We start from the raw sequence: 22532 nt of genomic DNA on the forward strand, positions 1-22532 counted from the left end.
TAGATTGAATGGGTTTTATCGTCATCGCTGGCGGCGCAACACTGTCAGTAAGCGTTTTTCTGTTGTTAAAATTTGGCTTTGAGGACACCACCACTTATGAGTAACGGTTCACGCTCTACGATTTTATTGCCCGTTTTTGTGCCTGCAGCGATTATTATGATTTTGCTGGTAGTCGGTACGTCGATAGACCCTGAGGCGGCAGGGGAGTTGTTTAGCGATGTGCTGAGCTTCACCACTGAGACCTTTGGCTGGTTTTATATGTTGGCGGTGGCGCTGTTTTTGCTGTTTATCACAACCTTGGCGTTTTCTTCTTATGGCAGTATCAAGTTGGGTCCTGACCATGCTGAGGCGGAGTATCAGTTTGGCGAATGGTTTGCCATGCTGTTTTCGGCAGGTTACGGTATTGCGCTGCTGTTCTTTGGTGTCGCCGAGCCTGTGCTGCATTTTGCCAGTCCGCCGATGTCCGACCCGCAAACGATTGAAGCGGCAAAAGAGGCGATGCAGATTGCTTATTTCCACTGGGGTTTTCATATTTGGGCGATTTATGGGGTGGTCGGCTTGTCGCTGGCTTATTTCTCTTTTCGCCACGGTTTGCCGTTGTCCATGCGCTCGACCTTGTACCCCCTGATTGGCGATAAGATTCATGGACCTATCGGGCACACGGTGGATGTGTTCGCCATTTTGGGCACGTTGTTTGGTATTGCCACAAGTTTGGGCTTGTCCGTCTCGCAGATTAATGCTGGTCTCAATTATTTACTACCTGACCTAATTCCAGTAAATACCAGCGTGCAGGTCATCGCGATTGTGCTGATTACGGCAGCAGCTTTGGTGTCGGTGCTGGCAGGGATGGATAAAGGGGTCAAGCGCTTATCCATCCTCAATATGGTGCTGGCGACGGCGCTGATGATTTTTGTGTTCGTCGTCGGTCCGACGATTTTTATTCTGAACGCCTTTATGGAAAATACGGGCAGTTACTTGGGTAATATCGTCGAGCGTACCTTTAGTTTGCAGGCGTACCAATTAAGCGATTGGATCAGTAACTGGACCCTGTTTATCTTTGCATGGACGATTGCATGGGCGCCGTTTGTGGGGTTGTTTATTGCCAAAATCAGCCGTGGTCGTACCATTCGTGAGTTTGTCCTTGGTGTGATGCTGGTGCCGACGTTCTTTACCTTTTTTTGGTTCGCCGTCTTTGGTGATACCGCGCTGCACATGATTATGATAGACGGTTATGAGTCCTTGATTACGGATGTGCAAAACAACCAAGCGATTGCCTTATTTAAACTACTCGAAAACCTGCCCTTTACGCAGTTTGTTTCGACATTAACTGTCCTATTAATTATTACCTTTTTTGTGACTTCTTCAGATTCTGGCTCATTGGTGATTGATTCCTTAGCGGCAGGTGGGCGTAGCGATACGCCGTGGTGGCAGCGCACGTTTTGGGTGGTGACAGAAGGCGCGGTGGCGTCTGTATTGCTGCTGGCAGGTGGTCTGACGGCGTTACAGACAGCAGCGATTGTCAGTGCCTTGCCTTTTGCGGTGATTATGTTGATTTCGATGTTTGGTATGTGGCGTGCGCTGCGTATCGAAGGACACCGTAACCAAAGCCTCGGTAACAACAATCGCTTACCGCCGCATCTGCTCAAGTCCTCTGCATGGCGCGACCGTATTGATTATATTACCAATCAGCCCACGCGTGACAAGGTGCTCGGCTATATCAAAGAGGTGGTGATGCCATCGATGGAGGAGGTGTCCAAAAAGTTCGCCGAGACAGGCTGGCTGCCAAAGGTGACCTATGATGATGTTAATAACCGCGCCGTCTTAGAGCTGGGTCGTGGTGAAGATGTGGAGTTCTGGTACGAAGTGCGCTTATCGGAGCATGATGCGCCTGATTATTACACAGAGGCGGGCGTAGACAGCTTGCCGCAAGAGCATCATTACCGCGCTGAGGTGTATTTGCGCCGCGGCGGTCAGACCTATGACTTGTATGGCTATCAGCCTGAGTCAGTGATTAATGACATTATCGATCAGTTTGAAAAATACCTGCACTTCTTAAACGTCTCGCCAGACAGCTTGCCATGGCGTATGGCGGAGCATGACGATGACCTAACGCTAGAGCAAGGCAGTACGTTTGATAAATAAGTGCGCCGCCCGCTGAATGACATCCGCCGTATTTATTGACTTAACTATGACGGCTTGGGTCAAATCCAGCGGGTCAAATGCTTGCAATATCTCAAATAAGACTTAGAATAACGGCTTGTTTTATAACGGTTTCGTCGCTTTATGTCTATCTTGTCCACTGATGCTCATCCACTGCTGCAACCCCTATCTATTGGCGGTTTGCAGATTGACAATCGCTTGATGGTTGCGCCGATGGCGGGCGTGACGGACAATCCGTTTCGCCGTCTATGCAAATCTTTTGGTGCAGGGCACGCGGTCAGCGAGATGATTATTGCCGATACCGCGCTGTATGCGCGTAAAAAGTCGCTGTACCGTGCCAACTTTGATGGCGAGATTGCGCCGATTTCCGCGCAGATTGCAGGCGCAGAGCCTGACAAATTGGCAGAGGCGGCGCGCTATCAGATTGACAATGGCGCGCAGATTATTGATATCAATATGGGCTGTCCTGCCAAAAAAGTATGCCGCAAGCTCGCGGGCTCAGCGCTGCTACAAGATGAAGACTTGGTCGCGCGTTTGCTTGATGCGGCGGTGGCAGCGGTTGACGCGCCTGTGACCTTAAAGACGCGCCTTGGCTTTGAAAACGGACGCGAAAACATTTTGCGCGTGGCAAAGCGTGCCGAGCAGGCAGGCATTACCGCGATTGCCATCCATGGGCGCACGCGTGAGGATATGTATACAGGCAATGCACGCTATGAGCTGATACGCGAGGTCAAGGACAGCATTAACATTCCTGTGATTGCCAATGGCGATATCGACAGTCCCGAAAAGGCACAAGCCGTGTATGAGATGACGGGCTGTGATGCGGTGATGATCGGGCGCGCGGCGCAAGGGCAGCCGTGGCTGTTTCGAGATATTGCCCATTACTTGCAGCATGGTGAGCTGCTTGCCGCGCCGAGCATCAGCGAGATTAAGCAGATTGTGCTTGCGCATTTGCAGGAGCTGTACGCGTTTTATGGTGAGTATTCAGGTTGCCGCATTGCGCGCAAACACATCGCGTGGTACACCACAGGCATTCCCAATTCCAACGCCTTTCGCCAAGCCATGTATAGCGAAGAGAGCACCGCAGGACAGTTTAAAGCGGTGGAGACGTTTTTAAGTGACAGCATCGCGCAGCAAGCGTAAATGGTCGTAAATGAATAATCACTTATTCTGTAGGCGTGGTTGGTAATGGCGCGGGTTTGGCGGTGTTCTCATCGTCGGGCGCGCGTTTTTTTTGCCACGGAAAGCGCCCCTCTAATTCAACCTGCAAAGACAAGCTCAAAAAAGTACGAATCAAGACAATAAAGCCCAATACCTGCACATCACGCAAGGTCGGCTCAGTGACCACCGTCGCCATGATATCGGCAGCAATCAACACCTCTAGCCCCAGCAAAATGGATTTACCGACCGTCTGTCGGATAGCGACATACACCGACTGGTCAAAGTTACCAATGGCGCGCAGCGTCTGATAAAGCGCAAATACCAGACCGAGCACCATAATCATCACACCAATAAACTCAATCACTTTGGCAATCATGTCAATATACTGGGTCAGCATGGCTATCATATGCCTTGTCCTTACTGCGCTTTTGGGCAGGGTGTTCTTATGTATTATTCTATTAGTAACGGCTGATGCGGTTGTTCTGAGCGTATGGTTTGGCTAAATTTAGCTAAATATGCGCCATAAAATCCAAAAGACACCAATCATCACAATCGCGATAATCAGCAAGCGGCGCACCCAAAACGGCATGAGTGGTTTTTTATAGCCCATATCGTTCAGCTGGCGGTCTAAGCCGTTTTTGAGCTGATGAAAGTCTTGGTCTTTGTCATTGGATTTAAGATGACTTTTGACCAGGGCATCGTCTTGCTCGGCCTCTGCGCTGCTATCAAAGCGCATGGCTTTATTATCAATGCCTTGCTTATTGGCGATGGCGGTCAGTTTTTGTTGTTGCTTAACCTTGAGCGCATTTTCGTAGGCGTCAATACGCGTCTTTGCCTCATCCATGCTGATGTTTTCTTCAGCGGCAAGGGTTTTGATGGCCATGACCAAGTTGTTTTTTTCAATCATCATGATGACGGCTTTGGGCAGCTTGGGGGTTTTGGCTTTGTCGCTTGGGTCAGGGTTAAACATGGCTGTCCTTGGTGAGCGTTTTGATAAAAAGGTAAAAATAAAGGCAATAAGTATTGTGCCAAAGTATAGCAGTCGCCCGCCGCAAATGGCATAGCGGAGACGGCGCTGGTTGCATACGCTAACCATCTTTTGGCAAAGCGCTGCAAAACAACCACAAAAAAATACCGCCATCGGTCAGACAGCGGTATTTTTTAAGCTTTCAAAAAGCGGGGTAGGCGCGGCTTATTTGTCTGCCCAACGCTTGATGGCTTCTTTAATCACTTCTTTGGCTTCAGCAGTGTCGTTCCAAGATTCAACCACAGTGGTGCCTGCTTTTTTCAGGTCTTTATAGTGGTTAAAGTGGAATTCGATTTGGTTGATAAGCTGCTTTGGCAAGTCTTCTAGGGTATTGATCGCGTTGCCGTTGTTGCGGTCATCAGCAGGAACTACGACGATTTTGTCGTCTACTTCGCCATCATCAACAAACTTCATTACGCCGATGACTTTTGCTTTTAGGAAAACGCCAGTGGTTAGTGGCTGCTCAGTGATGATTAGCGCGTCTAGCTCATCGCCGTCTTCGTCTAGTGTTTGTGGGATAAAGCCGTAGTTACATGGCTTGGCAAAGATTTGTGGGTCAACACGGTCAAGCTCAAATACCGCAAGGTCACGGTTCCACTCGATTTTGTGGCTGCTGCCAGTAGGAATTTCAACGACCACATTGATGATGCCGCCGTCTACGTCGCCTGCGTCCAAAATCTGATTAAAGTCTGCCATACAGCGCTCCTGTGTGCTTTTGTTTGTTATGGATATCCTGATGATTAAAATAGGCAACCATCGAGGTAAAAAAGTGTGCACGCCCAGACCTAAGGCTGCCTAGCGTGTGCCGCCTGCGAGTATAACAAGTTTATTATGATTTTGCTCGCACTGCTTAATTCCAAGCAGGGAAGTGATTATGCAAAATCCGAATCAATCGGTCGTAGCGTTATCTCGCCTGCGTGGCGTTTGGCGATATTGTCGATGAGCTTTTGCGTGACCAGATTGGCAGTCAGCGTACTCGCGGCAGGCAAGTCCACAAAGTCTGCCACACGTAGCATCTGCATGCCTGCATAACCGCAAGGGTTAATCGCGTTAAACGGTGCAAGGTCGCAGTCAATATTGAGCGCCAAGCCATGATAGCTAAAGCCGTGCTTAATCTTAAAGCCGAGCGAGGCGATTTTGCCGAGCATAATCTCGCGCCCTTTATCATCATAGGCATACAGATACACGCCAGGCGCGTCACGGCGAGCGCGGGCAGTGATGGTGGCGTCGTCGTCTGTGCCTTCTGGTGTGAGCAGCTCGCGCAGTACATCTTCTATTGCTTGCTCAGCATGTGAGACCAGATTGCGCACGCCCCAGCCCAGACTGTGCAAGTCAAACAGCCAATACAACACCAGCTGCCCATGTCCGTGCCACGTCACCTGTCCACCGCGGTCGGTCTTGATAATCGGCGTGTCGGTATGCGCGAGGATATGCTCTTCTTTGCCCGCCTGCCCCAAGGTATAGACGTCATTGTGATCGACAATCCACAGCTCGTCAGGGGTGCGCGTGCTGTGCTCTTTTTTTAGGGCGATACGCTCAAGCGTACGTGCCAGCATCGCATCGTGCGTCTCGTTGTAGTCGGCGTGGGTGAGCGATTTAGTGATGAGCATATCGCTCACGGTATGGGTCGGGGCGTTAGATATCATGGGCGCTGTCAAATACAATAATGGATAGAAAAAGCAAAATAACGAGTCAGACACACGGGCAGATGCAGCCATCAGAGTGCCATAACGCTGCTGCTGAGTGTAGCAGCTTTTGTGAGACATCCCCAGCGCTTATCTTGACCTTGGCGCATAGGCGTTGACGCAGTTTACCATTTATCACGCATCGCTTACCGTTCGGTAGCCGCGCACTGCCATGTAACGATTATTACACCAATTGCGCAAGGTGGGTGCTTTTCATTAATCCTGCAATGGGCTACATTAGATTGACACAATAAGGACGCATTATGATGGACGAGTACGCCACCGACCCCGCAGCCAGCCCCGCGCAAAACAGCTACAGTATCATTACGGACACAGAGACTTTGCAGGCACAGTTTGCACACCTGCAACAGCTCAGCCGCCAGCAACCGATTACCGATTGGGCGATGCGCGCCGAGCAGCTTGACAACCTTGAGGCGATGCTGCGCGATGAGCAAGCCGCGTTTGCGACTGCCATCAGTGCCGATTTTAATCACCGCAGCTATGCTGAAACGCAGTTTGCTGAGCTGTTCCCAAGCTTTACGGGCATCACGCACGCCAAAAAACACGGCAAAGGCTGGATGAAGACGCGCCGCGTGGGCATCTCCGCGCTGTATCTGCCCGCGCACAATGAGATACAGCCGCAGCCACTCGGCGTGGTCGGTATCATGGTGCCATGGAATTATCCGTTGTATTTGGCGATTGGTCCTTTGATTGATGCCTTATGCGCGGGCAATCGTGTGCTGATTAAGATGAGCGAGTCTGCGCCGCGTTTTGCTGAGTGCTTTGCCAAGGCGATTGCCCATTATTTTTCGCCCGATATGGTCGCTGTGGTGGTGGGTGAGGTGGCACTTGCCGAAGCCTTTAGCGCGCTGCCGTTTGACCATCTGTTGTATACAGGCTCAACCGAGGTGGGCAAAAAGGTCATGCGCGCGGCGGCGGCGAATCTGACGCCTGTGACCTTGGAGCTGGGCGGCAAGTCGCCTGTGATTGTGCTTGAGGACGCGGCGCTTGAAAATGCGGTCAATCGCATCATGATGGGCAAGACGCTAAACGCAGGGCAAACCTGCATTGCCCCTGATTATGTCTTGCTGCCAAAGGCGCAGCATCCGCGCTTTATCGCCTTGGCAAAAGAATGGTTTGCCAAGCACTATCCCGATATCGGTAACAATACCGATTACTCACACCTGATTAATGACGCGCATTTACAGCGGGTGCAGGGCTATCTTGCCGAGCAGCCTGTTGACATCACTCATCCGCTCAGCGAGCTGCCAACAGACGATGACACACGCTTTATGCCGCCTATCATCGTGGCCGAGCCTGATGCCGATAGCGCCTTGATGCAAAACGAGATATTCGCGCCCATTTTACCGCTTGTGCATTACGACACCTTAAATGATGCCATTGCCTTTGTGAATGCGCGTCCGCGTCCATTGGCGTTATATGTGTTCGGGCAAAAAGAAAGCGCTATTGAGCGCGTGCGTACGCAAACGGTATCGGGTGGCGTCTGTGTGAATGAAGTACTGGTACACGTGGCTCAGCACGAGCTGCCGTTTGGGGGCATCGGGCACTCAGGTATCGGCGCGTATCATGGCAAGGCAGGCTTTGAGCGTTTTAGTCATTTAAAGCCTGTGTTTGTGCAGTCCAAATTAAACGGCATGAACCTTTTATTGCCGCCTTATGGTGAGCTTTTCAAAAAAGGTATGGCATTACTGCTGAAGTAGGCGTATGCTGGTAGAGTAAGAAAAAGTTATTAAAATCAGTGAATTATAAAAATTAGTTGCTTGTAATTATTATCAACGCCCCTATATTTATAAGTCATAGGGTACGATAATAGACGCCGTAAAAGCCACACCACGCTGTCTAAGTTATCGCCATTTTATTTCAAAAGTACCGCGTGTACTTTTACAGGATAAGGTAGCTTATGCCAAAGCATTCTGCAAATCGGTCACTCACAGATTCGCAAGCGTCCGCACATGAGCCGCGCTCAAAATCTGCCAGCGCCACACGGCGATTAATGTATGTGGGCTGCTTGTGTAGCGCAGGTCTGCTCGCCGCTTGCCAACCGAACGAAGCGGGGCGACAAGTGGACAATCCTGATGCCACAAACGCAGGCATCACAAGCTCACGTGACATGCTGCCATCCGATACCTTATTGCGCCTGCAAGCGCTACCGCAGCTTACAGAAGGGCTGGGCAAAAACGGCGCGGCAGTGATTGATAAAGACAAGCCGACCTTGGTGAAGTTTTGGGCGAACTGGTGTCCGCTCTGCCTAGGCACGCTCGAGGAAACTGAGGCGTGGCGCACTGATCCGCGCTTTGATGGGCTAAATGTGGTGACGGTCGCAAGTCCAGGGCATTTGAATGAAAAAAACACCGCTGACTTTACCGCGTGGTATCAAGGCGTGCAAAAAGACTTTGCCAATTTGCCAGTCTTGATTGACGATACAGGCACGCTGATTAATCAGCTTGGCGTGCAGGTGTATCCGAGCTGGGCGATTTTGGACAAACAAGGCAACCTAGTGCAGCTCGTCAAAGGCAACCTGACTGCTGAGCAAGCCTACGCACTGGCGGACAATGCGGACAATGACTTTGCTGAATTAAAAGCGGGCAAAGCCAAGCCTGAGGGCGCGGTCACCAGTACCGCTATGAAAGATGTCAAAAAACAAGGCGATGTCTACTACAACGCGCAAGGTAAACCCATCAATACCCGCACCATTTATCTGGCGGGCGGCTGTTTTTGGGGCGTTGAAGCCTATATGGAGCGCGTAGCGGGCGTGGTCGATGCGGTATCGGGCTATGCCAATGGCGACCCAAAACTCAAAGACCCAAGCTATGAGCAGGTCATCGACGGCTCAGGTCACGCCGAGACGGTCAAAGTCACTTATGACGCCGATAGAATTGATTTAGAGACGGTGCTCGATTATTACTTTCGCGTGATTGACCCGACGAGCATGAACAAGCAAGGCAATGATCGCGGCGTGCAGTATCGCACAGGCATTTACTACACCGATGCCAAAGACAAAGACATTATCGAGCGCGTGATTGCCCAAAAGCAGCAAGACTATACGCAGGCGATTGTGGTTGAAGACAAGCCCTTGGACAATTTTTATTTTGCCGAGATGTACCATCAAGACTACTTGGCAAAAAACCCCAACGGCTACTGCCACATTGATTTGAGCTTGGCTGATGACAAGCCTGAAGGTCAGCTCTCAGGTCGTACGCTTGCACCCGTTAGTAGTGTTGCAGATACCCTAAAACCCAAGCGCTATGCCAACTATGACAAAAACGCACTCAAAGACACCCTGACCCAAGCGCAGTATGACATCACGCAAAAGGCAGGCACCGAGCGCGCGTTCAGTCATGAGTACGACCATCTGTTTGCCCCAGGCGTGTATGTCGATGTGGTCAGTGGCGAGCCGCTGTTCTTATCGACCGATAAGTATGATTCAGGCTGCGGCTGGCCAAGCTTTACCAAGCCGATTGACCCGCAAGTCATCACTGAGCATAAAGACAAGAGCTTTAATATGACGCGCATTGAGGTGCGCTCACGGGTCGCCGACTCGCATCTTGGGCACGTGTTCGATGACGGTCCCAAAGACCGTGGCGGGCTGCGCTATTGTATCAATGGCGGCGCACTACAGTTTATCCCTGTCTCGCGCATGGCGCAGTCAGGTTACGCGCCTCTAGTACCGCTTATTAAAGACAGCAAAACCGCGAGCACTTAATGACCCGCGATTGATGTAAAAAAGACAGCCTATGCGCTGTCTTTTTTTTGTGTCGGGTTTATGCAGGCGTTGTCTGGATGGCGGCAAACGTCGGGGACGGGGCGTACTTGGTGATGTTTTGTACCGCTGATGGTGAAATTCTGCAAAACTAACCAAACTTCGTTATACTAAACGCCCTGTGCTGGCTGGTCGTTTGCTTGGATGTGTGCTTGTGAGCGAAAGACGCCCATACTGTCGTATCGATTTTTATTTTTGTGTTGTTAAGGCTGTCACATGACCGTTATCCATGAACCCATTATTACCTCATTATTAGACAATGATTTGTATAAGTTTACGATGCTACAAGCGATGCTGCACCAGTTCCCGCAGACGCACAGTGTGTATCGGTTCCGCTGCCGCAACAACCATGAGACAGCCTATCCTTTAGCCAATATCAAAGAGTCGCTAGAGCATCAGCTCGACAGCCTATGTCAGCTGCGCTTTTTGCCCGATGAGCTTGAGTATTTGCGCCGTTTGCGCTTTATCGGTTCTGATTTTGTCGACTATCTAGAGCTGTTCCAGCTCAAGCGCCGCTTTATCACCGTCAGTATCGATGCCAAGTCGCGTCTGTGTATCGATATCGAAGGTCCGATGATTCAGGCGATGTTCTTTGAAGTGTTTGTGCTCGCGATTGTCAATGAGCTGTATTACAACGCGTTGACAACCCCTGATGTACTTGCCGAAGGGCAGCGCCGCCTTGATGACAAGGCCGCCCAGCTCAAGCACTACGCCCAGATACAAGGCAAAGATGTGCCACCGTTTATTGTCGCTGATTTTGGTACCCGCCGCCGCTTTAGCAAAAGCTGGCAAGCGCATGTGGTCGATACCCTGCGTGATGCCGCGCCCAGCATCTTTGGCGGTACGTCTAACGTGTATCTGGCAAAGACGCTGAATATGACGCCTATCGGCACAATGGCGCACGAGTTCATGCAGGCGTTTCAGGCACTCGATGTACGTTTGCGCAATTCACAAAAGGCGGCGCTTGAGGCGTGGGTACGTGAGTACCGTGGTGATTTGGGTATTGCGCTGACGGATGTGGTGGGTATGGACGCGTTTTTGCGCGATTTTGATTTGTACTTCGCCAAGCTCTTTGATGGCTTGCGTCACGACAGTGGCGACCCGTATGTGTGGGGTGATAAGGCAATTGCCCATTACGAAACGCTCAAAATCGACCCAAAAACCAAGATTCTCACCTTTAGTGATGGGCTGGACTTGACCAAAGCATGGCAGCTGCACCAGTATTTTAAAGAGCGTATTCGTACCAGCTTTGGCATCGGCACCAACCTGACCAATGATATGGGGCTGGTGCAGATTAATATCGTACTCAAGCTGGTCGAGTGTAACGGTCAGCCTGTGGCAAAAATCTCAGACAGCCCAGGCAAGACTATGATTAACAACGACACCTATTTGGCGTACCTGCGTCAAGTGTTTGAGTTAGATGCGCCAAAATAAGGCAAGCAAAAGATAAGATTTATATCTTATTATTGGCAGATGCCTCGGTAGCGGTCTGAGCCTCGTCTTCTTGCGCGGCAAAGGCAGCATCCAGCGCTTCTTGTACGGCATTGATACGTGCTTCGCACACACGGTAGGCGGCGATAGACTCCTCGACCGTGGTCATCAGATTGTCAATGTCAGGGGTGTCTTGCTGCTGTAGCTCAGTGGCATTGTTTTGCAGTATCTCATATGCCGCCTTAAAGTTCTTTGGGGCGGCTTTTTTGCGTCTTTTTGGGGTGCTGCTCATGGCAAATCCTTGTCGTAAATAAAGCGATAAACATAAATAAATGGGTCAAATAGGGCAGACCGTGCGGTCAGCTTGTCGTCTCGTCAGGACGGATAATGTCAGTCACGCGTGCGCGCAGCTGACCGTCTTGTAAGCGGATGGTGACGGTGTCCTCAGGCGTGACGTCATCGACACTGCTGATATAACGCGCATCGCGCTGGAGGAGGGCATAGCCTTTTTGTAATAAGTGCGTCGGCTGATGCAGTAGTACAATGTCGCGCAGGTGGCGACTGTTGGCACGGGCGCTTGCCAGTTGCTGATAGGCGTGGGTATTTACGTGCTGCTGGGTATCGCGGATATGCTGGCGTGTGCGGCGCAGCTGCTGCTGACTGCGGTCATGAATGTTTTGATAATGACTGCTTGAGGTGGTGCGCGCGCGCTTGAGCTGCTGGCGTGCGCTGTGCTCGGTGGTCTGCCACGCGTAGTAACAGTCTTTTTGTACGGCGGTCAGCGTACCTTGGCTGCTCGCTTGGATGTGCGCCAATGAACGCGCTGTCTGCTGGCGTGCGACATACAGCTGCTGCTGGGCTGCGTGCCAGATTTGCGCTTGGTATTGCAAAGTCTGGTGAATGAGCGTCGATAGATGAGTGACAATCGCGGCAATCACTTTGGAGGGCGTATCAAAGCTGTGATGCGCCACCTCATCGAGCATCACACGGTCGCGCTCGTGACCGATACCGACCCAGACGGGCATCGGCAGCTCAGCGACCAACGCGGCAAGCTCGTAGTCATTTAGGTACGCCAAATCACCCACCGCGCCGCCGCCGCGAATAATCACCAACAAATCAGGAGCGCACGCATGGCTTGCGGCAAACTGCTGCTGCGCGCTGATGATGGCTTGGCGTATCTCAGCATGCGCGTGATTGCCCTGAAAAGTGGCGTGATGGTAATGAAACTGACACGCCCCGTGGCGCATCAGCCTGTCGGCATCGGCACGAAAATCGCCCAGACCCGCCGCTTTTTCAGGGGCAATGACGAGGACATGCTCGATATCAAAGGGGGCGGGCAGCGCTTTATTACGCTCAAGCAAACCCTCACCCGATAGGCGCTCCAAAATCGCCGCGTACTGCTGCGCCAAATCGCCTAGAGTATAGCTGGGGTCAATGTCTTCGATGTTTAAAGAAAAGCCGTACTGTGGATGAAAGCGCGCCGATACCTTTAATAATACCGTCAAATCGCGCGCCAAAGTCATGCCTGCACCGCGCTCGAATTTTTGTAGTACGCGCGGGGCAAGTGAGCGCCACAGCGTCCCGCGGCAGCTGGCGACCACTTTGCCAGCATCGTCTTTTTCTGCCAGCTCAAAATAATAATGCCCGCCCTTGCTCGATAAGTTGCGAATCTCTGCCTTGACCCACACGCGGTGGTCAAAGGTCTGTTTGATGACCATATCGACCGCTGACAAATAGTCGCTCAAGCGCAGCACCGTATCCTCTAGCGCATGCTCCATGGCGGACAGCTCGCCTTGTAATGCCGAGACATCATGCATGCTGTCAGTTGCGGGGTGGTCTGTGAGCTGGTTGAGATTCGGTTTGCGCATAGTACGGTGTCTGTGTGCCATAAAAAGCATAAGATAGCATAGCCGCTCATAAACGCCAGCCATTCGCGCAAAATCTATACCAAAGTCGCCAAAAAAATACCGCAGCTTAATGGCATAAGCGGCGGTATGTCTTTTAAATCGTTAAGTGATGTCTCTGAATTACTGACAACGGAAGCTGACGGTATATTCATAATCGTCATCACGCGATAAATTTGGTGAGCCTGTCCCAAAGATTGTGCCGACCACCGCGCCGACTTGTCCAACCACGCGTCCTGTACGCTCATCGAGCAGGCCGTTATATTTGACTTCATCATCGAGTACGATGACTTGACGTGAGCCACACGTTTTTTTGGCACTCTCAAGCGCATTTTCTTGGGCGCGGACTTTGGTTGAGGCGATGCCTGTGGTCTCATAGGTTGAGTTGGCGCGCTGAATCACAGGTGATGAGGGCGTGCTCTGGCAAGCACTGAGCAGCAATGCCCCTGCCAAAATACCAACGCTAGCGATGGGCTTGTTCCATAAGCGGTTGTTTTTACTTGGTGTCATAACACTGTCCTAAACGGTCTGTAAAAAGGATAGCTTACTGTAACGTATGCCGATTTAAAGCGTCTACAGGGTTATTGTGTGCGCTGTTACGACAATGTTTCGAGTTTAAGTGTTCATCAAAAAGTGCGATTAAGCAAAAAACTCGCCATTATCAAAAGCCAAAACCTCAAACACACGACAAAACCCAGTCAATACACAGCAAATGACTTGAAATATAAACCATATCTAGGATAATTGGTTTATCCATTTTTATACAGATACGAGAGTTATGCCTTTAATTCCTGCCCCTGCTGGCGTGCTAGAAGTCGATGCGCTCTGGCAACACGACAATCCCAACGACCCAGCCACCGATACCGTTGCCTTACTTTGTCACCCAAACCCCTTATTTGCGGGTACGATGAACAATAAAGTCGTGACCACCATGTACCGTTTTGCCCGCGACAGTGGTATGCATGTGGTGCGTTTTAACTTTCGCGGCGTGGGGCAGTCGACAGGCGAGCATGACTATGCAGAAGGCGAAATTGTTGATGCCATGACCGTGCTACAATGGATTGCTACTCAAAGCAGCGCCCGAAAACTGTGGCTCGGCGGCTTTTCATTTGGCGGCTATGTGACCGCGCGGGTGGCTGAGCAGATGCTGACCGCTGCCCACATTTGGGGGTTGGATGATTTTGAGTTGCAGCGTGTCGCGCTGATTGCGCCGTCTGTTGAAAAAAACAACAGCGAGGATTTGAGCTTACCGACTGCGGACACGTTCCAGATTTATGGCGATGCCGATGAGGTGATTGCGCCTGAGAGTATGCGGGTTTTCGCGGAGCGTATGGGCATCACCACCAGCATTGTCGAGGGCGCAGGGCACTTTTTTCACGGGCGTTTGCCTGAGCTAAAGTCGCTTTTAGAAAGCCACAGCGCCTCTTGAGCGTTTTGTGTGCCGCGCTTTAATCTATCAGCGCACCTGTATGCAGTGGCGTGCTGGCGCGCGCCTTGCTGATGCCTTGATGTGAGCGCGGCGGCAGGCGCAGCACGATGTTTTTTTATTCACCCTTTGACCAACAATGAGTCAGCGTATGAAACTATCCCCTTTGCAGCGTTACGAAGCCGCCATCAGTACCGATGAGTTCACCCGTGACGAGCAGCAATACCAAGCCATGGCGTACCTTGACACGCTATACCACGAGCTAAAACAAAACGCGCAGCAAAAAAAGGGCTTTTTTGGGTTTTTAAAAGCCAAGCCGCAAGCGCCGAAAGGTCTGTACATGTGGGGCGGGGTAGGACGCGGTAAGACGTGGATGATGGACATGTTTTACAACTCGCTCGATATTGAGCGCAAGACACGTCAGCACTTTCATCATTTTATGAAGCGCGTGCATCATGAGTTGAATAAACTACAAGGACAAAGCGACCCGCTAGAAAAGGTCGCGGACATCATTCACCAAGAGTCGGTGGTGATTTGTTTTGATGAGTTTTTTGTGTCCAATGTGTCAGACGCGATGATTTTGGGCGACTTATTTACCATGCTCTTTGAGCGCGGGGTGACCTTGGTCGCCACTTCAAACATTGAGCCTGCAGGACTCTACAAAGACGGTCTGCACCGTGACCGCTTTTTGCCTGCCATCAAAGAGGTCGAAGCGCACACGCAAGTGATGAATATCGACTCAGGTATTGACTATCGTCTGCGCGTCTTGCAGCAGGCTGAGCTCTACAAATACCCACTGACCAAAGAAAACCATCACTGGCTTGCCAACCGCTTTGCCAGCCTGAGCAATAACCTAAAAATCAGCCGTGAGCCGATTACGGTTAATGGGCGCGAGATTAAAATCAATGCGCGTACCGAGACCATCTTGTTTTGTGAGTTTCGCCATCTGTGTATGGATGCCCGCTCGGCGGCGGATTTTATTGAGATTGCCCATTGCTACAGTACGGTGATGGTGGACAATGTGCCCGCGCTTGATGACGACTTTCGTGACCCGACCCGACGCTTTATTTATCTGGTCGATGAGTTTTATGACCGCAAGGTAAAACTGCTGGTACGCGCTGAGCAGTCGATTCTTGAGCTGTATCAAGGCGAAAAACTGGCGTTTGAGATTGAGCGTACCCGTTCGCGCTTATTAGAAATGCAGTCTGAGGAATACCTCAAAATGCCGCACCATCTGGATGACTGAGCGCCAAGACTTAGCATACCTGCCCACCACAGAGAATCATGAGGATATTTTTATGAGCCAAACGGACGCCCCAAACAGCACGGTCACGGACGAGCAAGTCATTAATTGGATAAAATCCAGACGCAGTATTGGCAACCTAAATATCCCTGCTCCCAACCACGCGCAAATCACCGCCGCGATTGAATGCGCTGCCACCGCCCCCGACCACAAAAAGCTGCAGCCATGGCGCTTTATCGTGACCGAAGGCAATGCCCGTCACCGCTTGGGTGATGCTTTGCTGGCGGCAGCTGAAGCCAAAGCGCACGCAGAAGGCACGAGCCTCTCGGACAAAGAGCGCAGCAAAACCAAAAACATGCCGCTACGTGCGCCCGTCATCATTACGGTCGTCACCCAAATGCAAGCGCACAAAAAAGTTCCGCCATTTGAGCAGCTACTGAGTGCAGGCGCGGCGGTGCAAAATCTGATTTTGGCGTTAAAAGCGCAAGGTTTTAGCACCGTATGGCGCACGGGACTGCTGTGTAATGAGCCTGCCGTCAAAGCGTACTTTGGCGTAAGCGAGCAAGACTACGTGACCGCGTTCGTGTATACCGGCAGCAGCCACTGTGATATGCCCGTGCGCGAAGCTATGGATGTCGAGGAATTGCTGCGTTTTGACTCTTAACAAGACCAGCAGTAGGGCGGTGGCAACGGATATGCCAAAGCCCACCTCGCACCAATAAACACAACAGACAGGCATTTTGCCCCCAGAATTGACCCTTTATAGTGAATAATACGGATATACGGATATGACAAACGCAAAAAAGACCAACAAAGACGCTGCCAAAAAAGCCGATGCGAGCGCTGAGGCCAAGTCAAAAGCCGCCGCAAAGAGCAGCGCAGACAAGCAAAATGGGCTATTGGCTGGCATCATCGGGCGCGCTGCCAAAACCGCACGCCCACGGCGCAAACTTGACCCAAGTGCGGTTGCGGTCGATGTGGTCAAAAACATGCCGCAGCTGCCAAAAGACCCCACCAAGCTGCGCCTTGCTGTATTGGGCGGCGGCAGCTTTGGTACCGCGATGGCAAACCTTGCGGCAAAAAATGGCTGTGACACCACGCTATGGGTCAGAAACAAACGCACGGTCAAATCTATGGCCAAGCTGCATATGAACAAAAAATACCTGCCAGGGCACAAGCTGGATGAACGCCTGCACTACAGCCATGATTTGGCAGCAGCGATTAAAGACAAAGACATCATCTTTTTGGCCGTGCCCAGCATGGCATTTCGCCAAACCCTCAAAAACATCAAGCCCTTTATCACAGGGCAGGCGCTGGTGTCCTTGACCAAAGGTATGGAAAAAGATACCTTTGCCTTGATGAGTGACATCATCCGCGAAGAGTTGCCTGAGGTCAATTTTGGGGTCATGTCAGGACCCAATCTAGCGGTTGAGATTATGCAAAACATGCCCTCAGCCACCGTCATCGCCAGCGACTCAGAGCCGCTGCGTCACGCGGTACAAGCCGCCTTACACAGTGCGTTTTTTCGCGTGTTTGCCAGTGATGACATTCGCGGGGTGGAGCTTGGCGGCGCGCTCAAAAACATCTATGCCATTGCCATGGGCATGGCTGCAGCCTACGATGTGGGTGAAAACACCAAAGCCATGCTCTTGACCCGCGCGCTGGCTGAAATGAGCCGCTTTGGGGTTGAGACAGGCGCCAATCCCTTGACCTTCTTGGGGCTTTCAGGCGTCGGTGACTTGTACGCCACTTGCGGTTCAGAGCTGAGCCGCAACTACCGCATTGGCAATATGCTTGGTCGCGGTATGAGCATTGATGCGGCGGTCAAAAAGCTGGGACAGACCGCAGAAGGCGTCAACACCATTCAGCAAGTCCATGAAAAAGCGAGCAAAGATGGCATTTACATGCCCATCACCCATGCATTGTACGCGGTCATCTATGAAGACAAAGCCGCGCTCGGTGTGGCGCTAAACTTGATGGAAGCGGGCTTTCGTAGCGATGTCGAGTTCGTCATGCCGCACGACCACAGCAACGCCGCTTTGCGCGCGCAAATGCAAGCCGCGCAAGCAGAGCGCACCGACTCGCCGACGAGCAGCAAAGCGTCCAAATAGCCGCATCTTAATAGATATAAGGAGTCATGATGAAAATTATCTTAATGCGTCACGGACAGGCCGCGCACGATGCGCCAACCGACAGCGAGCGCCCGCTGACCACCTTTGGTGAGGCGCAAGCGCTTGAAACGGGCGAGTATTTGGCGGCGAAATACACCCCTGAGCTACTCATCGTCAGCCCCTATCTACGCGCGCAACAAAGCGCCGCAAAAGTGAGTGCCTGCTTTGACGCGCTTCCAAGCCTCACGCAAGACAACATCACGCCTGAGGACGATGCCCGCGCCGCTTTAAACACCTTGGCACAATATGATGACAATGAATGCATGGTGGTGGTCTGTCACATGTCGATAGTCGCGCATATTGCAGGTTTGCTGACAGGTGAGTACCCAGAGTCTTTTGAGCTGGCAGAAGCGAGGGTGTTTGAGACCGATTTTGTGATGATGGGTATGGCGACCGAGTGCGACCGTTTTGTACCAACGCAGCCGTAACGCAATAATGGCTACGGCTCACAATAAGATGATGGAATAAGGACGATATCTGGTGTTACAGGTTTGGTTACGTACGCAGCACAGCCCGCTACTGGTATGGCATGTAGACGCCCAAGAGTGGCACCCTGTCGATAACTGGCAGCAGCTGCACGACATCTATGGCACGCATGGGCAAAAGGGCGTTTGCCTTTATTTTCCATCGGCGCATGCCTTGCATGTCAGTAGCGTCCTATCGCCCGCGCAGCTCAAACAGCTGGGCGTGAGCGGTCAGCAGTATTTGTTTGAGGAGCTGTCTATCAGCGCGCCGAGCACACTGGTGGTACGCCGCAGCGCTGCAGATACAGACGCGATGCAACATTTGTACGCGCTCACCGACATCGATATTGCCGCATGGGAGCAAGGGCTGGCGTTGGTCGGGCTTCATTTGCAAGCCCTGCTGCCAGATTTTTTATTGCTGCCTGCACCTGAGCTGATGGACGGCACCGAGGTGACCCTATATCAGGATATGGACACCACGGTCTTTCGGCAGTCGATGGCGGTGGGCGGGGCGCTCAGTTACGCGCCGCTATTGCTTGAGCAGCTGCCGACGTTGCAAAGCATCGCGATGCTGCCAAACAGCGAAGGCATCACGCGTGACGATACGGTGCTGACAGCATTGATGCAGCTGCCCGTACAGCTGAGCGAGCGCTATGTGTCGCCCAGTCCCATCACACTGCCTGAACGCCATGCGCTGAATTTTTTTGCGAAGACACACAGCTCAGCACTGTCTCCATATCTGCGTGTGGCTTTGATGGTGGCGCTTGCCGCCTTAGTGCTACAGATGGCAACCGATGCCGCGCAGCTCTACCGCTACCACCAAGCGACCGAGGCGACCAAAGCGGCGACCGCGGAGCAGTATCAGGCGTGGTTTCCAAACGAGCGCCTAAACCCCAAAACCAAGCTCCAAGCACAAGTACAGCCAAAACTGCGCCAAAGTGCCACCACACAGTCTGCGCACATGACCATGCTTGCGCGGGTGTCGCCTGTGCTCAAGCAATCAGCGGTAACTGCGCAAACGCTCAACGTACAGCCCGCCGCCATTCAAATGCAGCTTATCGCGCCCAATCGCCAAAGCCTTGATGATTTGGTAGCGACGCTTGGCACGCAAGGCATCAACGCGCAATTACAACAAGTGAATGCTGCCGAAGCAGGGGCGGTGAATGGTGAGGTACAAGTGCTGATAGATACTGCAAACAATGATAAGGGCGGGGCATGAGACAACTGATGCAGCGTATGACACGCCGTAATGAGGGCGCGGCAGCTGCGGCTGTACCACTACAACAGACGCGCGAGCAAATGCGCCAGCGCTGGCAAGCACTGCCAAAACGCGACCAATGGGCGCTATTGATACTGGCGCTGTTTTTATTAATGGTCGTGGGCGGTTATGGCGGCTACAGCCTGCATCAAGCGGCCAAAGACAGTAAAGCCGATTACCAAGCGGCGATTGCAGATTATTTTTGGCTGCGCGCACAAGCGAATCAAATCGATACGCAAGCGGCGCAGCAGGACACGACAGGCGCCATCGACCCTGCCAGCCAAGTGACGAGTTTGCTTGGGCAGTCAGGCATCAGTAGCCCGCAGGTATTGGCAGTCGGGGATGGCGTGCAGGTCAGCTTTACCCACAGCAGCCAAACACAAGCGAGCAGCGCTTTGGTGGCACTGCAAACCAAAGGCTGGCAAATCAATCAGCTGCTCATGCAGCAAGACCCAAACAGCAAAAGTATTCAGGTGCAAGCCACATTGGCGCAGTGAAGCTAACACAGTAATAAGAACATCGCGCCTAGAAAAAACCGCGCCGCCTTGTGATTGGTAGGGCATGTGTGTGAAGCGCTGCTCGATAGCATGATAATGTACACTTGAAAATCATCCGCACTGCGCCCATAACAGTGACAAAACCAATAAAAATTATCGAGTGCTTATCATGACTGACACCAAACATCGCGGACTGGTCACTTACAATCATATTACTTATTTTTTATACGTCATCAGCTACTTTACCGCAGGGCTTTTGTGGATTGTGCCCATCGTCATGAATTATGCCAAGCGCCGTGACGCAAAAGGGACGTGGCTGGCGACGCATTTTGACTGGCAGATAAAGACCTTTTGGTACAGCATCTTATTATTTATTGCTGGTATTTGGTGCATGGTGTCTTCGGTTGGCGGCATTGGTATCGGTATCGCCGCCGATATGGGCGATATCGTGCAAGGCTCGGGCATGCTGTTTTTCATTGGTTTGCTTATCATGGGTTTTGCCGTTATCTGGCATTTGTATCGCATTATTCGCGGCTGGATTGCTTTGGCTGACGGTCGTCCTGTGCCTTAAATGCTTTGATAATGATGCTAGCGCTGATATAAAAGGGACTGACAATACCTTTTGCCCATTTTGCGGCAGACGCGCTAATGAAACTTTGGTCTTATGGGCATGAAGCTGATATAATCGCAGCGCTTTGTCCTTCTCACGCTATTTTTATTAAGGTTGTTTACCATTATGTCCTACGCCTTACTTCGCCCATTTTTATTTCAAATGGAGCCTGAGCAGGCTCACGAGATGACGCTGTCATTGCTGGATAAGGCACATCGCGCGCGGGCGCTGGGACTCATGTACGGGCAACCGATGCAGCCAACCGATTGTATGGGTTTGCAGTTCGCGAACCCTGTGGGGCTGGCGGCGGGACTGGACAAGAACGGCGAATATATTGACGCCTTAGCAGAGCTGGGTTTTGGCTTTATCGAAGTGGGTACTGTCACGCCAAAGCCGCAGGCGGGCAATGACAAGCCGCGTCTGTTTCGCTTAAAGCAAGCGGATGCCATCATCAACCGCATGGGCTTTAACAATCATGGCGTGGACTATCTGATTGACAATGTGCAGCGCTGCAAATACAAAGGCAATATCGGCATTAATATCGGTAAAAACGCCGCCACTCCTGTTGAGCAAGCGGCGGACGATTATGTTTACTGCCTAGAGCGCGTCTATCCCCACGCCTCATACATCACGGTGAATATCTCCTCACCAAACACCAAAAACTTGCGCGATTTACAAAGTGGCGAGGCGTTAACCGCCTTGTTGTACACCATCAAAAACCGTCACAGTCAGTTGGCAAGCGAATATGGCTTTTATGTGCCGCTGGTGCTAAAAGTTGCGCCCGACCTTGAGCCTGAGCAGATTGATTATATTGCTAAGCAGCTCATTGACTTTGAGATTGACGGCTTGATTGCGACCAATACCACGCTCAAGCGCACAGGCGTTGAAGATTTGCCAGATGGCGACCAAGCAGGCGGCTTATCAGGGCGTCCTGTCAGCCATACCAGTACCCAGATTTTGCATCAATTTGCCGAACAGCTCGAGGACAAAGTGACCTTGATAGGTGTCGGCGGCATCGATAGCGGCGAGAAAGCAGTCAAAAAAATCAAAGCAGGCGCAGAGCTGGTACAGCTCTATACAGGGCTCATCTATCGCGGGCCAGGCTTAGTACAGTCTTGTGTACAGGCCATCGGCGGCTATTATGACGCGATAGAAGGTCAATAAGCTGAGCGCAGCGGACACACAATAAGGCGGTAACTATGAGTGGCTTGGATATCATGATTGCGGTGGTGGTGCTCATCGGGCTGTGGCGCGGCTTTCAGGTGGGTCTTATCAAAACTGCGGTCGGTATGGTCGGCTGGTTTATTGCCTTGATTGCAGGCACGCAGCTGGCGAGCAGTATTGCGCCCAGTATGGCAGGCTTTACTGAAAACCCAGTGCTACAGATGGCATTTGCCTTTATTGCTGTGGTCATCGTTGTGCTTGCTGCCATGCATTTGGCGGCGGCTTTATCTGCAGGTATCGTCAAAACGTTGCGCCTAGGCGTCCTTGATAAGATGGCAGGCGGCGTACTCGGTGCGGCAAAAAATACCTTGATCGTCCTTGTTATCATGAGCGTCGCTGCGCCATTAATGATGCAAATGCCGCAGTGGCAGCACTCGGTCATTGCGCCTGAATTGCTCCCTTATGCGCCTATGGCGAAGACCTTGGCCGCAGATATGTTCGGTGCGGCGTGGGAGCAAATGAACCAATCGTAATCCAAACGCCTGCCCTT

The 22532-nt window shown here is 51.8% G+C and carries 22 protein-coding genes; 15 read left to right on the top strand and 7 right to left on the bottom strand.

Going from position 1 to position 22532, the window contains the following annotated elements; translation table 11 throughout:
- Positions 1 to 96 precede the first annotated feature (96 nt).
- Together JMW05_RS11165 and dusB are read left to right on the top strand one after the other, a co-directional pair.
- Positions 97 to 2142, top strand: a complete 2046-nt coding sequence (locus JMW05_RS11165; RefSeq protein ID WP_201505318.1) for a BCCT family transporter — start codon at positions 97 to 99, stop codon at positions 2140 to 2142.
- A gap of 141 nt (positions 2143 to 2283) precedes the next feature.
- Positions 2284 to 3303, top strand: a complete 1020-nt coding sequence (gene dusB, locus JMW05_RS11170; protein ID WP_201505319.1) for a tRNA dihydrouridine synthase DusB — start codon at positions 2284 to 2286, stop codon at positions 3301 to 3303.
- Positions 3304 to 3325: 22 nt separating this feature from the next.
- On the opposite strand, the gene JMW05_RS11175 is transcribed toward dusB, so the two are convergent.
- From JMW05_RS11175 to lipB, 4 genes are all read right to left on the bottom strand, one after another.
- Entirely contained in the window at positions 3326 to 3727 is a 402-nt protein-coding gene (locus JMW05_RS11175; protein ID WP_201505320.1) for a DUF1622 domain-containing protein, read from the bottom strand.
- A 99-nt stretch (positions 3728 to 3826) separates the two neighbouring features.
- Positions 3827 to 4291, bottom strand: coding sequence for a hypothetical protein (locus JMW05_RS11180; RefSeq protein WP_201505321.1), 465 nt, complete (start codon positions 4289 to 4291; stop codon positions 3827 to 3829).
- A gap of 222 nt (positions 4292 to 4513) precedes the next feature.
- Entirely contained in the window at positions 4514 to 5044 is a 531-nt protein-coding gene (locus JMW05_RS11185; protein WP_199508001.1) for an inorganic diphosphatase, read from the bottom strand.
- 176 nt (positions 5045 to 5220) lie between these two features.
- Positions 5221 to 5994, bottom strand: a complete 774-nt coding sequence (lipB, locus tag JMW05_RS11190) for a lipoyl(octanoyl) transferase LipB (protein WP_201505322.1) — start codon at positions 5992 to 5994, stop codon at positions 5221 to 5223.
- Between the two features lie 302 nt (positions 5995 to 6296).
- Between lipB and JMW05_RS11195 the strand changes: the two genes are divergently transcribed.
- From JMW05_RS11195 to pncB, 3 genes are all read left to right on the top strand, one after another.
- Positions 6297 to 7754: a coniferyl aldehyde dehydrogenase gene (locus tag JMW05_RS11195; RefSeq protein WP_201505323.1), complete on the top strand. Its 1458-nt coding sequence runs from the start codon at positions 6297 to 6299 to the stop codon at positions 7752 to 7754.
- Between the two features lie 293 nt (positions 7755 to 8047).
- Positions 8048 to 9757, top strand: coding sequence for a bifunctional peptide-methionine (S)-S-oxide reductase MsrA/peptide-methionine (R)-S-oxide reductase MsrB (gene msrAB / locus JMW05_RS11200; RefSeq protein ID WP_201505652.1), 1710 nt, complete (start codon positions 8048 to 8050; stop codon positions 9755 to 9757).
- 273 nt (positions 9758 to 10030) lie between these two features.
- Complete coding sequence (gene pncB, locus JMW05_RS11205; RefSeq protein ID WP_201505324.1) at positions 10031 to 11248, top strand: nicotinate phosphoribosyltransferase; 1218 nt, start codon at positions 10031 to 10033, stop codon at positions 11246 to 11248.
- Between the two features lie 19 nt (positions 11249 to 11267).
- Here pncB and xseB read toward each other — a convergent pair whose 3' ends face one another.
- The 3 genes from xseB to JMW05_RS11220 all read right to left on the bottom strand — a co-directional run bounded on the left by xseB (position 11268) and on the right by JMW05_RS11220 (position 13659).
- Entirely contained in the window at positions 11268 to 11537 is a 270-nt protein-coding gene (gene xseB / locus JMW05_RS11210; RefSeq protein ID WP_201505325.1) for an exodeoxyribonuclease VII small subunit, read from the bottom strand.
- Between the two features lie 67 nt (positions 11538 to 11604).
- Complete coding sequence (gene xseA, locus JMW05_RS11215) at positions 11605 to 13113, bottom strand: exodeoxyribonuclease VII large subunit (RefSeq protein ID WP_201505326.1); 1509 nt, start codon at positions 13111 to 13113, stop codon at positions 11605 to 11607.
- Between the two features lie 159 nt (positions 13114 to 13272).
- Positions 13273 to 13659: a hypothetical protein gene (locus JMW05_RS11220; RefSeq protein ID WP_201505327.1), complete on the bottom strand. Its 387-nt coding sequence runs from the start codon at positions 13657 to 13659 to the stop codon at positions 13273 to 13275.
- Positions 13660 to 13927: 268 nt separating this feature from the next.
- Between JMW05_RS11220 and JMW05_RS11225 the strand changes: the two genes are divergently transcribed.
- The 10 genes from JMW05_RS11225 (at position 13928) to JMW05_RS11270 (ending at position 22515) form a co-directional block, all read left to right on the top strand.
- On the top strand, positions 13928 to 14578 hold the full coding sequence (locus JMW05_RS11225; RefSeq protein WP_201505328.1) for an alpha/beta hydrolase: 651 nt from the start codon (positions 13928 to 13930) through the stop codon (positions 14576 to 14578).
- Between the two features lie 148 nt (positions 14579 to 14726).
- Positions 14727 to 15821 carry a cell division protein ZapE gene (gene zapE / locus JMW05_RS11230; RefSeq protein WP_201505329.1) on the top strand — a complete coding sequence of 365 codons (1095 nt, stop codon included), beginning with the start codon at positions 14727 to 14729 and terminating at the stop codon, positions 15819 to 15821.
- 52 nt (positions 15822 to 15873) lie between these two features.
- Positions 15874 to 16482 (top strand): nitroreductase family protein, encoded by a 609-nt coding sequence (locus JMW05_RS11235; protein WP_201505330.1) that lies wholly within the window; start codon positions 15874 to 15876, stop codon positions 16480 to 16482.
- A gap of 124 nt (positions 16483 to 16606) precedes the next feature.
- Positions 16607 to 17929, top strand: coding sequence for an NAD(P)H-dependent glycerol-3-phosphate dehydrogenase (locus JMW05_RS11240; RefSeq protein ID WP_201505331.1), 1323 nt, complete (start codon positions 16607 to 16609; stop codon positions 17927 to 17929).
- 29 nt (positions 17930 to 17958) lie between these two features.
- Entirely contained in the window at positions 17959 to 18417 is a 459-nt protein-coding gene (gene sixA / locus JMW05_RS11245; RefSeq protein WP_201505332.1) for a phosphohistidine phosphatase SixA, read from the top strand.
- Between the two features lie 52 nt (positions 18418 to 18469).
- On the top strand, positions 18470 to 19672 hold the full coding sequence (gene gspL / locus JMW05_RS11250) for a type II secretion system protein GspL (protein WP_201505333.1): 1203 nt from the start codon (positions 18470 to 18472) through the stop codon (positions 19670 to 19672).
- Complete coding sequence (gspM, locus tag JMW05_RS11255; protein WP_201505334.1) at positions 19669 to 20208, top strand: type II secretion system protein GspM; 540 nt, start codon at positions 19669 to 19671, stop codon at positions 20206 to 20208. Before gspL ends, gspM begins: the two co-directional genes overlap by 4 nt.
- Positions 20209 to 20377: 169 nt before the next feature.
- Positions 20378 to 20779, top strand: coding sequence for a DUF4870 family protein (locus JMW05_RS11260; protein ID WP_201505335.1), 402 nt, complete (start codon positions 20378 to 20380; stop codon positions 20777 to 20779).
- A 165-nt stretch (positions 20780 to 20944) separates the two neighbouring features.
- Positions 20945 to 21982 carry a quinone-dependent dihydroorotate dehydrogenase gene (locus JMW05_RS11265; RefSeq protein ID WP_201505336.1) on the top strand — a complete coding sequence of 346 codons (1038 nt, stop codon included), beginning with the start codon at positions 20945 to 20947 and terminating at the stop codon, positions 21980 to 21982.
- Positions 21983 to 22017: 35 nt separating this feature from the next.
- Positions 22018 to 22515 carry a CvpA family protein gene (locus JMW05_RS11270; RefSeq protein ID WP_201505337.1) on the top strand — a complete coding sequence of 166 codons (498 nt, stop codon included), beginning with the start codon at positions 22018 to 22020 and terminating at the stop codon, positions 22513 to 22515.
- Positions 22516 to 22532: the final 17 nt, after the last annotated feature.

Origin of the sequence: Psychrobacter aestuarii (genome assembly GCF_904846035.1) — a bacterium.
Taxonomy (GTDB): Bacteria; Pseudomonadota; Gammaproteobacteria; order Pseudomonadales; family Moraxellaceae; genus Psychrobacter; species Psychrobacter aestuarii.

Excerpts from the sequence above, each read along its gene's own strand:
- JMW05_RS11165 (WP_201505318.1), top strand. The coding sequence starts at position 97 with ATGAGTAACGGTTCACGCTCTACGATTTTATTGCCCGTTTTTGTGCCT.
- dusB (WP_201505319.1), top strand. The coding sequence starts at position 2,284 with ATGTCTATCTTGTCCACTGATGCTCATCCACTGCTGCAACCCCTATCT.
- JMW05_RS11175 (WP_201505320.1), bottom strand. The coding sequence starts at position 3,727 with ATGATAGCCATGCTGACCCAGTATATTGACATGATTGCCAAAGTGATT.
- JMW05_RS11180 (WP_201505321.1), bottom strand. The coding sequence starts at position 4,291 with ATGTTTAACCCTGACCCAAGCGACAAAGCCAAAACCCCCAAGCTGCCC.
- JMW05_RS11185 (WP_199508001.1), bottom strand. The coding sequence starts at position 5,044 with ATGGCAGACTTTAATCAGATTTTGGACGCAGGCGACGTAGACGGCGGC.
- lipB (WP_201505322.1), bottom strand. The coding sequence starts at position 5,994 with ATGATATCTAACGCCCCGACCCATACCGTGAGCGATATGCTCATCACT.
- JMW05_RS11195 (WP_201505323.1), top strand. The coding sequence starts at position 6,297 with ATGATGGACGAGTACGCCACCGACCCCGCAGCCAGCCCCGCGCAAAAC.
- msrAB (WP_201505652.1), top strand. The coding sequence starts at position 8,048 with ATGTATGTGGGCTGCTTGTGTAGCGCAGGTCTGCTCGCCGCTTGCCAA.
- pncB (WP_201505324.1), top strand. The coding sequence starts at position 10,031 with ATGACCGTTATCCATGAACCCATTATTACCTCATTATTAGACAATGAT.
- xseB (WP_201505325.1), bottom strand. The coding sequence starts at position 11,537 with ATGAGCAGCACCCCAAAAAGACGCAAAAAAGCCGCCCCAAAGAACTTT.
- xseA (WP_201505326.1), bottom strand. The coding sequence starts at position 13,113 with ATGCGCAAACCGAATCTCAACCAGCTCACAGACCACCCCGCAACTGAC.
- JMW05_RS11220 (WP_201505327.1), bottom strand. The coding sequence starts at position 13,659 with ATGACACCAAGTAAAAACAACCGCTTATGGAACAAGCCCATCGCTAGC.
- JMW05_RS11225 (WP_201505328.1), top strand. The coding sequence starts at position 13,928 with ATGCCTTTAATTCCTGCCCCTGCTGGCGTGCTAGAAGTCGATGCGCTC.
- zapE (WP_201505329.1), top strand. The coding sequence starts at position 14,727 with ATGAAACTATCCCCTTTGCAGCGTTACGAAGCCGCCATCAGTACCGAT.
- JMW05_RS11235 (WP_201505330.1), top strand. The coding sequence starts at position 15,874 with ATGAGCCAAACGGACGCCCCAAACAGCACGGTCACGGACGAGCAAGTC.
- JMW05_RS11240 (WP_201505331.1), top strand. The coding sequence starts at position 16,607 with ATGACAAACGCAAAAAAGACCAACAAAGACGCTGCCAAAAAAGCCGAT.
- sixA (WP_201505332.1), top strand. The coding sequence starts at position 17,959 with ATGAAAATTATCTTAATGCGTCACGGACAGGCCGCGCACGATGCGCCA.
- gspM (WP_201505334.1), top strand. The coding sequence starts at position 19,669 with ATGAGACAACTGATGCAGCGTATGACACGCCGTAATGAGGGCGCGGCA.
- JMW05_RS11260 (WP_201505335.1), top strand. The coding sequence starts at position 20,378 with ATGACTGACACCAAACATCGCGGACTGGTCACTTACAATCATATTACT.
- JMW05_RS11265 (WP_201505336.1), top strand. The coding sequence starts at position 20,945 with ATGTCCTACGCCTTACTTCGCCCATTTTTATTTCAAATGGAGCCTGAG.
- JMW05_RS11270 (WP_201505337.1), top strand. The coding sequence starts at position 22,018 with ATGAGTGGCTTGGATATCATGATTGCGGTGGTGGTGCTCATCGGGCTG.